Source organism: Streptomyces sp. NBC_00536 (genome assembly GCF_036346295.1).
Taxonomy (GTDB): domain Bacteria; phylum Actinomycetota; class Actinomycetes; order Streptomycetales; family Streptomycetaceae; genus Streptomyces.
Genome location: NZ_CP107819.1, coordinates 4,944,885 through 4,957,704 on the forward strand (window position 1 = coordinate 4,944,885; position 12,820 = coordinate 4,957,704).

The 12,820-nt window shown below is 72.8% G+C and carries 11 protein-coding genes; 6 read left to right on the plus strand and 5 right to left on the minus strand.

What is annotated here, in order from left to right:
- Positions 1-19 precede the first annotated feature (19 nt).
- On the plus strand, positions 20-1,270 hold the full coding sequence (locus OHS33_RS21935) for a hypothetical protein (RefSeq protein ID WP_443065333.1): 1,251 nt from the start codon (positions 20-22) through the stop codon (positions 1,268-1,270).
- Between the two features lie 136 nt (positions 1,271-1,406).
- A complete protein-coding gene (locus OHS33_RS21940; RefSeq protein WP_330335143.1) occupies positions 1,407-1,871 on the plus strand; it encodes a DoxX family protein in 465 nt (154 codons plus the stop codon).
- Here OHS33_RS21940 and OHS33_RS21945 read toward each other — a convergent pair.
- Both OHS33_RS21945 and OHS33_RS21950 read right to left on the minus strand, forming a co-directional pair.
- Positions 1,817-2,041: a hypothetical protein gene (locus OHS33_RS21945; RefSeq protein WP_330332097.1), complete on the minus strand. Its 225-nt coding sequence runs from the start codon at positions 2,039-2,041 to the stop codon at positions 1,817-1,819. The genes OHS33_RS21940 and OHS33_RS21945 overlap by 55 nt on opposite strands.
- Complete coding sequence (locus OHS33_RS21950) at positions 2,028-3,383, minus strand: PspC domain-containing protein (protein ID WP_330332098.1); 1,356 nt, start codon at positions 3,381-3,383, stop codon at positions 2,028-2,030. Before OHS33_RS21950 ends, OHS33_RS21945 begins: the two co-directional genes overlap by 14 nt.
- 142 nt (positions 3,384-3,525) lie before the next feature.
- Here OHS33_RS21950 and OHS33_RS21955 point away from each other — a divergent pair, with 142 nt between their 5' ends.
- Together OHS33_RS21955 and OHS33_RS21960 are read left to right on the plus strand one after the other, a co-directional pair.
- The gene (locus OHS33_RS21955; RefSeq protein ID WP_330332099.1) at positions 3,526-4,833 is read left to right on the plus strand and encodes an ATP-binding protein; all 1,308 of its coding nucleotides are present in this window, start codon (positions 3,526-3,528) and stop codon (positions 4,831-4,833) included.
- A complete protein-coding gene (locus OHS33_RS21960) occupies positions 4,830-5,546 on the plus strand; it encodes a response regulator transcription factor (protein WP_330332100.1) in 717 nt (238 codons plus the stop codon). The genes OHS33_RS21955 and OHS33_RS21960 overlap by 4 nt, the downstream gene beginning before the upstream one ends.
- 27 nt (positions 5,547-5,573) lie before the next feature.
- Here the strand turns inward: OHS33_RS21960 and OHS33_RS21965 are convergent, their stop codons facing one another.
- A complete protein-coding gene (locus OHS33_RS21965; protein WP_330332101.1) occupies positions 5,574-6,629 on the minus strand; it encodes a C40 family peptidase in 1,056 nt (351 codons plus the stop codon).
- Positions 6,630-6,859: 230 nt separating this feature from the next.
- Here OHS33_RS21965 and OHS33_RS21970 point away from each other — a divergent pair, with 230 nt between their 5' ends.
- Positions 6,860-9,445 (plus strand): ATP-dependent DNA helicase, encoded by a 2,586-nt coding sequence (locus OHS33_RS21970; RefSeq protein ID WP_330332102.1) that lies wholly within the window; start codon positions 6,860-6,862, stop codon positions 9,443-9,445.
- 43 nt (positions 9,446-9,488) lie between these two features.
- Here OHS33_RS21970 and OHS33_RS21975 read toward each other — a convergent pair whose 3' ends face one another.
- Together OHS33_RS21975 and OHS33_RS21980 are read right to left on the minus strand one after the other, a co-directional pair.
- Positions 9,489-11,072, minus strand: coding sequence for a M23 family metallopeptidase (locus OHS33_RS21975; protein WP_330332103.1), 1,584 nt, complete (start codon positions 11,070-11,072; stop codon positions 9,489-9,491).
- A gap of 221 nt (positions 11,073-11,293) precedes the next feature.
- Positions 11,294-12,109 (minus strand): esterase/lipase family protein, encoded by an 816-nt coding sequence (locus OHS33_RS21980; RefSeq protein ID WP_330332104.1) that lies wholly within the window; start codon positions 12,107-12,109, stop codon positions 11,294-11,296.
- 274 nt (positions 12,110-12,383) lie between these two features.
- On the opposite strand from OHS33_RS21980, the gene OHS33_RS21985 reads away from it, so the two are divergent.
- Positions 12,384-12,788 carry a cobalamin B12-binding domain-containing protein gene (locus OHS33_RS21985; RefSeq protein WP_330332105.1) on the plus strand — a complete coding sequence of 135 codons (405 nt, stop codon included), beginning with the start codon at positions 12,384-12,386 and terminating at the stop codon, positions 12,786-12,788.
- The last annotated feature ends 32 nt before the right edge of the window (positions 12,789-12,820 follow it).

Genomic DNA, 12,820 nt, shown 5'->3' on the forward strand with positions numbered 1-12,820 from the left:
GCACGTGGCTGTCCAAGAGATGCACAGAAGTACCCACGGCGGCGGCTGTACCTGTGACGACTGCCCTCACGGCGCCCGGGAAGGCCACCGCCGTGCGGTCGAAGCCTTCCTGGAGCAGCGTGACGGGCTCGCCGCGGGGCAGGGCCTGCCGGCCGCGGTCGCCCGCTCGGCCGGAGCCTCCCGGCAGTGGGTCTCCGACGAACTGACCCTGTCCGCCCGGACGGTGGCCGCGCGCGGCCGGGAGGCCGGGCACTCCTGGCTCTACCTGCTCTCGCGCCGCGCCGTGCTCGGCGTGTGGATCGCGGCGGGGGTGCTGCTGGTCGTCCAGGTCGGCACCGCCGTGGGCAACGGGTGGAGCACGGCGCGCACCGCCGGGCTGCTGGCCGCGCTGGTGCTGGCGGCGCTGCTGACGGTCGGCGCCCGCGCCCAGACGGTGCGCGGCGGGCTGCTGGCCCCGATGGTCGGCGAGGACAACCGGCTGTCCACCTCCAAGACGGTGGCGTGCGCGTGGCTGGTGCTGACCGCGTTCGCGGCGCTGCTGCCCGCGCTGCGGCTGGCCGCCTCGGTGCCCGGCCCGGAACGGACCGCGCTGTACGCCGGTCTCGGGCTGTGGCGGGCGCTGCCGCTGCTGGCGGTGGTGGCGCTGACCGCGGGGGTCGCCGTACTGGTCCGGCGCGTGGTCGCCGTACGGATCATGGGCCAGCGGCTGCAGAAGCTGCCCGCGGACCGGCCGCGCGGGGCGGACCTGCTGACCGACGACGCGGGGCGCGGGAGCTTCCCCGACGCGCAGTACGCGCTGGTCTCCACGGTGGTGCTGGCCTTCGCGGCGGTGACGCTGGCCCGGTTCCCGGACCGGCTGCCGCGGCTGCCGTGGGCGCTGGCGCTGCTGGTGGGGCTGTCGGCGGCGGTGTACCTGGCGGCGAAGTACGCGGAGGGCAGCCGTCCGCTGGTGCTGTCGGTGGTGCGGACCCGGGAGCCGGGGGACATCGACGCCTCCGTGCGGCCGGGGGACGACATCGAGATCCGGGGCGTGGGCTTCGTACCGCCCGGGGCGCAGACGCCCGAAATGCTGGCGCGGCTGGTGGTGCGGATCGGGACGGTGCACGTGCACGTGCCGCTGGTGCCGGTCGCGGGCGGGTTCACCACGCCGTCCGACACGGTGCTGACGGTGCCGGTGCCGGCGGAGGTGGAGCCCGGGCGGGTCGACATCCAGGTGGTCACGGCGGCCGGGGTGGAGTCCAACCGGTGCAGCATCGATGTGGCGGAATGATCCGCTCCCTGCCTGGCACGCCTGGGGTGCACGCGGTAGACAATGAGGCGTGAGCCACCGAATTGAAGGCACCGAAGGCACCGAAGGCACCGAAGGCACCCGAGGCACCGGCCGGCCGTCCGGCCGTCTCCCCGAGCTGCGGGCCGCGGGCGCGCGCCACGCGCTGCTGCCCCTGCGGATCTTCCTCGGGGTCACCTTCGTCTACGCGGGTCTGGACAAGCTGACCGACTCCGCGTTCCTGTCGGCCTCGGGCGACGGCTCCATCGGCGACCTGATGCGCGGGGTGCGCGACACCTCCGCCGTCCCGGCCCTGGTGGACCTGGCGCTCAAGGCGCCCGTCGGGTTCGCGGTGCTGCTGGCCATCGGGGAGCTGCTGGTCGGCCTGGCCGTGCTGGCCGGGCTGCTGACCCGGCTCGCGGCGGCCGGGGGCGCCCTGATCTCGCTCAGCCTGTGGCTGACGGTGTCCTGGGCGGTGACCCCGTACTACTACGGCAACGACCTGGCGTACCTGATGGCCTGGCTGCCGCTGATCCTGGCCGGGGCGCCCTACCTCTCGCTGGACGGCTGGATCCGGTCGCGCCGGTCCCGTCGTACGGCGTAGGTCGTCACGCCCACCAGCGCCGCGAGGGTGAGCCCGCCGAAGGCCAGCGGGATGATCAGGAACCAGGGCACGTCCCGCTCGCCCGCGGCGTCGAGCAGGTACAGCACGCCTCCGGCCAGCAGGACCAGGCCCGCCAGCAGTCGTCCCGGCTGGAACTCATGACGCGCCACGGGCCACCTCCACCTGTCCGACACCCGTCTCCAGGTGCAGTTCGATCGTCCCGCCGGCCTCGGTGCCGGGGGCTGGGGGCACGGTCGCCGTCCGCGCCGCGGGGTGCTGGATCCGGATGCTGCCACCGGGCTCCCCGGGGAGCCGTACGTCGCCCCACGTGAGCCGGATGTCGGCCTTCGCGGTGACCTCGCGCGGCACGATCACCTTCAGTCGGCCCGCGTCGAGCGAGGCGCCGACGACCAGGGTGGTGCCCTTGGGCACGTCCAGCCGGCTCAGGTCGAGCGTGGCCAGCCCGGTGCCCGCCGTGTAGGCGGGCTTCACGTCGGCCACCGCGGCCGGACGCCATTCCACCCGGCGCCAGTCGGTGCCGACCTCCTTCGGCAGGACGGTGGCCCCGGCCAGCAGCACCGCGGTGAGCAGGCCCAGCAGCACCGTGCCGAAACCGGTCCGGCCCGTGAGCGAACTGACCGCGAGGCCCAGGCCGATCACGGCCAGCGCGGCCGCGAAGCCGACCTGCAGGGCGTGCCCCAGCGGACCGGTCTGCCATTCGGCCGAGGTCCCCACGATCGCGGCCACCATCGCCAGGACGAAGATCCGCCCGCCGATCCCGCCGCGCGGGGCGGACACCGCGGCGGCGCGCGGCGGCGCGGCCGCCGGACCCGGGCCGCCCGGGCCGCCCGCCGCGCCGCCCGTGTCGCCGACCGCCTCGGCCGGGCCCCACAGGTAGCCGGTGGACCCGACCGGGCCGGTCGTACCGTCCTTGACCAGCGGATCCCGCCACCAGGAGGGGCCGCCGGGCGCGGGCGGGGCCTGGGTCTCCGGCGGCGGCGGACGGTGCGCCGGGCGCTGCGCGCCGCGTGCCGCGGAGCCCTGCGCCTCGGGTGCGTCCGCCTCCGGCGCGTAGGTGTGGCGGCGGCGCTGGGACCAGTACGAGGCCCCGGCCAGTCCCAGGATGACCAGGACCGAGAAGACGGCCATCGCGCCGTTGTCCGCCATGGTCAGGAAGAGCGCGCAGCCCACCAGCGCCGCGAACACGGCCGCGAGGGTGGCGCCCTCGACCCGCCCGGTCAGCAGCTTCTTCGCCTCGCTGTCCTCCTCGCCCTCCTGGGGCAGCAGCAGCCACGCGAAGCCGTAGAAGATCAGGCCGACGCCGCCGGTGACGGCGAGGACGCCGAGCACGATCCGGAAGATCACCGGGTCCAGGTCGAAGTACCGGCCGAGGCCCCCGCACACGCCCGCGAGGACCTTGTCGCGCCTGCTGCGGCGCAGCGGCGGCCGGTCGGCGGGGTCCGTCACCGGGGGCGGAACCGGGGGCGGAGGGGAGTCGTGCACTTCGGTCATGGGTCCATGGTGCCGGGCGCTCCCGCCGAGCGGCACCGGGCCCGACCCTGGCACAACCCTGATATCCCCCCGGTGTCCCCCCGGAGGAACTGGGGGGCTGCCCTGATGTTCCCGGCCCCTCGCGCGTGTGACCATCGGTGACATGCCCGCAGCAGCCGTCCCCCGCACACCGCACGCCCAGTCCTCCGCCGACGCCACCGACACCCCGCCGCGCAAGCTCTACCGCAGCGCCGACGGACGGATGCTCGGCGGCGTCGCCCGGGGGCTCGCCGGGCACCTCGGGCTGCCCGTGCTCTGGGTCCGGCTCGCCTTCCTCGGTACGTTCATGTTCGGGGACGGCCTCGGGATGCTGCTCTACGCCGCGTTCTGGGTCTTCGTACCGCTCGGCGTCGGCGGCCTCACCGGGCACCGGTCCTTCTTCGAGACGCTCGCCGACGGCAGCAGGCGGCTGCGCAAACCCGACCGCGGGCAGATCACCGCGCTGATCGCCCTCTTCATCGGCGCGGGCATCTTCATCTCCAAGCTCCAGGCCGGCGACCAGAAGGCCGACCGCTACATCTGGCCGACCCTGCTCGTCGGCGCCGGCGTGGTGCTGGTGTGGCGGCAGGCCGACAACGCGCGCCGCGCCCACTGGACCTCCGCCGCCGGGCGCCAGGGGCAGCTCCTGCAGATGGCCCGCGCGCTCGCCGGGGTCGTCCTGGTCGGCGTCGGCCTCACCGTCTTCATCGTCGTACGGGGCTCCGCCGCCCAGCTGGGCAACGTCCTGACCGCCACCCTCGCCGTCCTCGTCGGCATAGCGCTGCTGGCCGGTCCCTGGCTGATCCGGATGACCCAGGACCTCTCCGAGGAACGCCTGATGCGCATCCGCGCCCAGGAGCGGGCCGAGGTCGCCGCGCACGTCCACGACTCGGTGCTGCACACCCTCACCCTGATCCAGCGCAACGCGGAGGACGTCGGCGAGGTCCGGCGTCTGGCCCGCGCGCAGGAGCGGGAACTGCGGAACTGGCTGTACAAGCCCGAGGGCACCGGCAAGGACGAGGCCGAGGAGCCGGACACCCTCGCCGAGGCCGTCAAGAAGACCGCCGCCGACGTCGAGGACCACCACGGTGTGCCCATCGAGGTCGTCGTCGTCGGCGACTGCCCGCTCGACGAGAAGCTGGCCGCACAGGTCCAGGCCGCGCGCGAGGCGATGGTCAACGCCGCCAAGTACGGTGGCGAGGGCGGGCCCGTCCAGGTCTACGCCGAGGTCGAGGGGCAGACGGTGTTCGTGTCCGTACGGGACCGGGGACCGGGCTTCGACATCGACGCGGTACCCGACGACCGCATGGGCGTACGAGAATCGATCATCGGCCGGATGCAGCGCAACGGCGGGACCGCACGGCTGCGGTCCGCGCCCGACGGCGGCACGGAAGTCGAACTGGAGATGGAGAGGGCGGCGAGGCCGGAATGACCGAGGACAACGCGAGCACTGGCGGCGAGACCGGCGGCGAGACTGGTGAAACCAGGAGGGTCAGGGTGGTCCTCGTCGACGACCACCGGATGTTCCGCACGGGCGTGCAGGCCGAGATCGGCGAGACCGCGCGCACGGGCGTCGAGGTCGTGGGCGAGGCCGCCGATGTCGACCAGGCCGTCACCGTCATCACCGCCACCCGCCCCGAGGTGGTCCTCCTCGACGTCCACCTCCCCGGCGGCGGCGGGGTCGAGGTGCTGCGGCGCTGCGCTCCGCTGATGGCGGCGGCCGAGCACCAGGTGCGGTTCCTGGCGCTGTCCGTCTCCGACGCGGCCGAGGACGTCATCGGTGTCATCCGGGGCGGTGCGCGCGGCTATGTCACCAAGACCATCACCGGCACCGACCTGGTCGACTCGGTCTTCCGGGTGCAGGACGGGGACGCGGTGTTCTCGCCGCGGCTGGCGGGCTTCGTCCTCGACGCCTTCGCCTCGACGGACGCGCCGCCGGTGGACGAGGACCTGGACCGGCTGACCCAGCGCGAGCGCGAGGTGCTGCGGCTGATCGCGCGCGGGTACGCGTACAAGGAGATCGCCAAACAGCTCTTCATCTCGGTGAAGACGGTCGAATCGCACGTCTCGGCGGTCCTGCGCAAGCTCCAGCTCTCCAACCGGCACGAGCTGACCCGCTGGGCGACGGCGCGCCGCCTGGTGTGACGCCTGACCCGCGCCCGGGCCGGGGGCTCACGCCGGGCGGGAGGCGCCCGCCCAGGGCATCGAGTCGATCGGGGCGATCCGGACCGGGGCCCCGGGGTGCGGGGCGTGGATCATCTGGCCGTTGCCGATGTAGAGCCCGACGTGACTCACTCCGGAGTAGAAGAACACCAGGTCACCGGGGGCGAGCTGGTCGCGGGAGACCCGGTGGCCGGCATTGATCTGGGTGTAGGTGGTGCGCGGCAGGGACACCCCGGCCGCCTGCCAGGCCGCCTGGGTCAGCCCCGAGCAGTCGAAGGAAGAGGGCCCTGTGGCGCCCCAGACGTACGGCTTGCCCAGCGCGCCGTAGGCGAAGGCCACCGCCCGCGCCGCACGCGAACCGTCCCCCGGCGGCGCGGGCGCGACGGCCGCACCGGAACCGGAGCCGGGGGCGCCGACCGATCCCGCGCCCTGGGCCTCGTACCGCGCGCGCTCCTCGGCCGTGAGCTTGGCGAGCAGCTGCTTCGCGGCGTCGAGCTTGCCCTCGATGACGGACTTCCGGTCGGCGAGTTCGGCCTCGCGGGCGCGCAGCTCCGAGAGCCGGCCCGCCGCCTTGTCGCGCAGCCGCCCGACCTCGTCGAGCTGGCGGCGTACGGAGGCCACCTCGGCGGCATTGCGGTCACCGGCGCGCGCGATGAACGCGGCCCGGTCGAGGTAGTCCTGCGGGTCGTCGGCGAGGGCGAGCTGGACGGCGGTGCCCAGGCTCCCGCTGCGGTACTGCGAGGCGGCGAGCGAACCGAGGGCGCTGCGCGCGGTGTTCAGCCGGTCGGTCTTGCGGGCCGTCTCGTCGCGCAGCTCGGTGAGTGACTTCTGCGCCGCTTCGGCCTTCTCCTTCGCCCCGTTGTACTGGTCCGTCGCCGCCTCGGCCTCCTCGTACAGCCGGTCCACCTGGGACTTCACCTGGTCCGGGGTGGGCTGGGGGTCGGCCTGCGAGGTGCCTTCGTAGGCGGTGGCGGTGGCAGCGCCCGCCAGGGCGAGGGTGGCGGCGGTGCGGAGGGTGCCGCCGGAGAGGAGCGGGCGCTGCCTGGGCTTTCGATGACTGGCCACGGGGGCCTCACGTCCTTCCCTTGCTGATCCGTCGTGCGGGACTACGGTTCTGCGGGTCTTGGGGGAGGACGCTAAGCCTGGAAGTAACGGGGAGATGACGAGATGATCCGAACTGTCCGTAGCTGATCCGAACTGATCTGAATTGTTGCCTGTCGACCGTTCGGGGTACGGGTCTGAATTTTCCGGGGCCGGGACCGGCTGTCGGTCCCTGGCCCTAGACTCGGAAGGCGATGAGCAGCCTCTTTGACGACAGTTTCCTGGCGGACCTCACCCCCTCTCACGAGGAGCCTCCGCCGCCGCCCGAGGACCACGCCCCGGAAGCGGGCGCCGACGACCTCTTCGGGGGTCGCTTCGACGCGCCCCTGAGCGGGGACGCGTACTACCGGGGCGGGTCCCCCCGGCCGGTCATCGACCCGGAGGCGCTGCTCGTCGGCCTCAACGAACAGCAGCGCGCCGCCGTCGTGCACGCGGACTCCCCGCTGCTGATCGTGGCCGGCGCCGGTTCCGGCAAGACCCGGGTGCTGACCCACCGCATCGGCCACCTGCTGGGCGCCCGCGGGGTCCACCCCGGCCAGATCCTGGCGATCACCTTCACCAACAAGGCCGCCGGTGAGATGAAGGAGCGCGTCGGGGAGCTGGTCGGCCCGCGCGCGAACGCGATGTGGGTGATGACCTTCCACAGCGCGTGCGTGCGGATCCTGCGCCGCGAGTCCAAGCTCCTCGGCTTCACCTCGTCCTTCTCGATCTATGACGCGGCGGACTCGAAGCGCCTGATGGCGCTCGTCTGCCGGGACCTCGACCTGGACCCCAAGCGCTTCCCGCCGAAGTCCTTCAGCGCCAAGATCTCCAACCTGAAGAACGAGCTGATCGACGCCGACGAGTTCGCCGTGCAGGCGGTCGACGGCTTCGAGAAGACCGTCGCCCAGGCGTACGCGATGTACCAGGCGCGGCTGCGCGAGGCCAATGCCCTCGACTTCGACGACATCATCATGACCACGGTGCACCTGCTCCAGGCGTTCCCGGACGTCGCCGAGCACTACCGGCGCCGGTTCCGCCACGTCCTGGTCGACGAGTACCAGGACACCAACCACGCGCAGTACACGCTCGTGCGCGAACTGGTCGGCACCGGATATCCGGACCTGCCGCCCGCCGAGCTGTGCGTCGTGGGTGACGCGGACCAGTCGATCTACGCCTTCCGCGGCGCGACCATCCGCAACATCCTCCAGTTCGAGGAGGACTACCCGAACGCGAAGACGATCCTGCTGGAGCAGAACTACCGCTCCACCCAGACCATCCTCTCCGCCGCCAACGCGGTCATCGAGCGCAACGAGAACCGCCGCCCGAAGAACCTGTGGACGCAGGCCGGATCGGGCGCCGGGATCACCGGCTACGTCGCGGACACCGAGCACGACGAGGCGCAGTTCGTCGCCGACGAGATCGACCGGCTGACGGACGCGGGCGACGCGAAGGCGGGCGACGTCGCCGTCTTCTACCGCACCAACGCCCAGTCCCGCGTGTTCGAGGAGATCTTCATCCGGGTCGGCCTGCCCTACAAGGTCGTCGGCGGTGTGCGGTTCTACGAGCGCAAGGAGGTCCGGGACGTCCTCGCCTACCTGCGGGTGCTCTCGAACCCCGAGGACGCGGTACCGCTGCGCCGGATCCTGAACGTGCCCAAGCGCGGCATCGGCGACCGGGCCGAGGCGATGATCGACGCGCTGTCGATGCGGGAGAAGATCACCTTCCCGCAGGCGCTCAAGCGGGTGGACGAGGCGTACGGCATGGCCGCGCGCTCGACCAACGCGGTCAAGCGGTTCAACGTGCTCATGGAGGAACTGCGCACGATCGTCGACTCGGGCGCGGGCCCGGCGGTGGTCCTGGAGGCGGTCCTGGAGCGCACGGGCTACCTCGCCGAGCTGCAGGCCTCGACCGACCCGCAGGACGAGACGCGGATCGAGAACCTCCAGGAACTCGCGGCCGTGGCGCTGGAGTTCGAGCAGGCGCGGGCGGCGGCGGCGGACGCGGCCGCCGCGGCGCCGGTGGCGGCGCCCGCGACGGAGGCCGATACCGGTCTGGGCGCCGACGCCGATCCCGACGCCGGGGCCGCGGCTCCCGTGGCCGGGCCGGGCACGCTGGCCGAGTTCCTGGAGCAGGTCGCGCTCGTGGCCGACTCCGACCAGATCCCCGACGAGGACACCGAGGGCACGGGCGTCATCACCCTGATGACCCTGCACACCGCCAAGGGCCTCGAATTCCCGGTGGTCTTCGTGACCGGCATGGAGGACGGGGTCTTCCCGCACATGCGGGCGCTGGGCCAGACCAAGGAACTGGAGGAGGAGCGGCGCCTCGCGTACGTCGGGATCACCCGGGCGCGCGAGCGGCTGTACCTGACCCGCTCCTCGATGCGCAGCGCCTGGGGCACCCCCTCGTACAACCCGCCGTCGCGGTTCCTGGAGGAGATCCCGGAGCAGTACCTCCAGTGGAAGCGGACGGGAGCGCAGAAGCCCGCGGGCCCGATGCGCAGCTCCTCCGGCTCCCGCTCGGGCGGTGGCGGCGGCGCCACGTTCGGGACGTCGCCGGAGTCCTTCCTGTCCTCCTCGCGCGCCAAGTCGGGCCCCTCGGGCTTCGCGACGCGCCGGACCTCGGACAAGCCCGTCATCACGCTGCTGGTGGGGGACCGGGTCACGCACGACCAGTTCGGGCTGGGCACGGTGATGGAGGTCAAGGGGACCGGCGCGGACGCGCAGGCCACCATCGACTTCGGGGACGACAAGCCGAAGCGGCTGCTGCTGCGTTACGCGCCCGTACAGAAGCTGTAGGGGCGCGTCCTCGGCGGGGTGGCGCGGCCCGGACGGTCCGGCTCTAGTTCGGGTCGAGTCCGTGGCTGCGCAGCCACGCCTGCGGGTCGATCGGGGACCCGCTGTCCGGGCGCACCTCGAAGTGCAGGTGCGGGCCGGTGGAGTTGCCGGAGTTGCCGGAGTACGCGATGACGTCACCGGCCTTGACCTTGCCGGACCGGATCTTGGTGCTGCTGAGGTGGCAGTACCAGGTCTCGGTGCCGTCGGGCGAGACGACGATCGCCATGTTGCCGTAGGCGCTGTTCCACTGGGTGCGCACGGTGCCGTCGGTGGCGGCCATGACCGGAGTGCCGTAGGAGACCGGGAAGTCGATGCCGGTGTGCACGGACATCCACATGCCGCCGGCCTGGCCGAAGCCCGCGCTGAGGCCGTGCTGTTCGACCGGGAGCGAGAACTTGGGGCGGGCCGCTTCCTTGGCCGCCGCCTCCTCCGCGCGCTTCTTCTTCTCCAGGTCCTGCCGTTCCTTCAGGTCGATGCGTTCCTGGGTGCGGCTGGCGCGGTCCGCGAAGTCGCCCGCGTCGGCGCTGAGCGCGGCGAGCTGGGTGTCGAGCTTGCTGTTCGCGGCGACCGGCTTGACCGACGCCGGGTCGGGTGCGGCCATCGTGGTGGTGTCGCCGGACGGCTTGTCGCCGGTGGGCAGCCCGCCCACGGCGGCGGCGGCCACACCCGCGACCCCTATGACACAGACGGAGGGGACGGCGACGGTCAGCAGCGCGGACCGCTTCGCCGGGGACCGGCGGCCGCCGTTGCCCTTGGCGGGCGCGGCCGCCCGGCGCGCGGAACGCGGCACGGGCGGGGTCGTGGCCATGGTCTGGGTGGGGAGTTCGGCGTGCGTGGCGGCGGCCCGGCCGGCCTGCTCCGCCGCGGTGTCCTCGTCCTGGCCCTCGTCCTCGGACGGCACGGCCTCGAAGACCGCGGTGGCCGGGCTGGACTCCGGGGCGGGCGCGTAGCCGCCGTCGTGGGGAGCGGCGTAGGCGTCCTCGTAGGGGGCCTCGTAGCTGTCCTTGTACGTGTCCTCGTAGGCGGGCGTGATCGTCGGCGTGACCGTGGTGGCGGCGTACGCGTACTCGTATGCGTGCCCGTGCCCATACGCGTCCCCGTAGTCCTGCTGCCCGTACGCGTAGGCCGCCTCGGGCTGGAGCTGCTGCGGTAGTTCCTCCGGGACCACGGTGTTCCAGGCGGTGGCGTCGTAGGCACCGGTCTCGGTGCCCGTCGTGCCGTAGCCGGGCATCGCCCAGTGGCCGGACTGGTCCCCGGTGGGGGCGGCCGCGCCGTCGTAGCCGAAGGAGACCGGCTGGTGGTCCGTGCTCCAGGCAGTCGTGTCCCAGTGGCCGCTGGTGTCGGCGGCGGCGGTCTGGGTGGGGATGCTGGAGAGGTAGCCGTCCTGGACGGGCGCGTTCCACGCGGTGGTGTCGTAGCCGCCGGTGTCGTAGGAGCCCGTGTCGTAGGAGGCGGCGTAGGCGCCGTAGTTGTACCCCTGGCCCTGCGTTTCGAAGGAAGCGTAGGGGACGTCGCCCGCGAAGGTGGTGGTGGAAAGGCCGTCATATCCGTTCTCCGGATACTGGCCCGACGTGGGACTGTCGTTCACCAACTTCTCTTTCGCCTCGGCGGTGGGAGCCTGGGTGGCCGGGGGGTGCGAGGACCCCGGAGGAGAGCAGTGGCGTGACTGTACCCGTCGGTTACTGGCAACGACAATCTTCGAGGGGTTCTCGAGTTTCCGGAACCGGGCATTCGGCCGTCTTTCGGTCGCACGAAGACACAGCCTTGGCCCTGGGTTCGAAATACGTTCGACTGTGGGGTGCTTTCCGTTCAGGCGACGGAAGCGGCTCCCGGGACGGCCGGGGCGGCGAGAGCCGGACCGTCGAGGGCCCGGTGGACGGCCGCGATGACGGCCGGATGCTTCGGCAGTACGAGGTGGCCGATGCCGGTGACCTGGACGTTCTCCACGCGCAGGTCGGGATGGTCGAGCCGGGCCGCCTCCACCGGAACCATCAGCTGGTCGAACTCGCTCCAGAACGCGACGAACCGGGTCCGGCATCCGGGCGCGGGCGCGGCCAGCTCGGCCATCACCGAAGAGCCCGGACGGATCTGCCGGATCACCGGGTGCGCGCCCGCGCCGGGAGCCACCCGGGTGCCCGCGTGGGGAGTACCGAGAGTGACGAGCGTACGGACCCGCGTGTCGCCGCCGAGCCGCTGGACGTAGTACCGGGCGATGAGCCCGCCGAGGCTGTGCCCGACCAGGTCCACCCGCGGCGCTCCGGTGCGCTCGCACAGCTCCTCGACGTGCGCGGCGAGCCGGTGGGCGGCGGCGCGCAGATCGAGGGTGAAGGGCGAGTAGTTGTACGTCTCCACCCGGCGGCGACCGCCCTTGGCGAGGGCGCGGCGCAGCAGGACGAACACGGAACGGTTGTCGGTGAAGCCGTGCAGCAGCAGCACCGGCGGCCGGGCGCCGGTGCCTCCCGGGGCGGCGGCGCGGTGCGCGCGCCCGGCCCGCTCCGGCCGTTCCGGGAGGATCCCGGTCGGGTAGAGGAGCAGGTGTCCGGCGAAGACGACCAGTTCGAGCGCGGCGGCGCGCAGCGCGGCACCGGACGCGGGTACGGATGTGAAGACGAATGGCAGCCCCATCGACGGCCTCCCCCTGGCGGCTTCCGGGTGTGGCGGCCGGCGCTCGGGCGCAGCTCCCCATGTCCGCTGCGTGGCCGCCACGCCCCGCCGCCGTGCCGTGCGGCTGACGGCACGGTGGCGGGGCGACTCGACGCGGCTCCCCCGGCGACCGACGGTGCGGACGTCCCGAGTGAATCAATGCTGTCCCACGTGTGATTTCCCCCTCCCGGTTGACCGCGAAACGGCGGCGTGCGCGATGCTGTACTTAACGTTCGTTCACTCGGGAGGCAGTGCGATGGGTGTGACCGGTCCGATCCGTGTGGTGGTGGCCAAGCCGGGTCTTGACGGCCACGACCGTGGCGCCAAGGTGATCGCGCGAGCCCTGCGGGACGCGGGCATGGAGGTCATCTACACCGGCCTCCACCAGACCCCCGAACAGATCGTGGACACCGCCATCCAGGAGGACGCCGACGCGATCGGCCTCTCGATCCTCTCCGGCGCCCACAACACGCTCTTCGCACGCGTCCTGGAACTCCTGCGGGAGCGCGAGGCGGAGGACATCAAGGTGTTCGGCGGCGGGATCATCCCGGACGACGACATCGGCCCGCTGAAGGAGAAGGGCGTGGCCGAGATCTTCACCCCGGGTGCCACGACCACCGCCATCGTCGACTGGGTCCGCGCGAACGTCCGCCAGTCCTGAGCCTGCGCCCAGGGCTCCGCCCCGGGCATTCC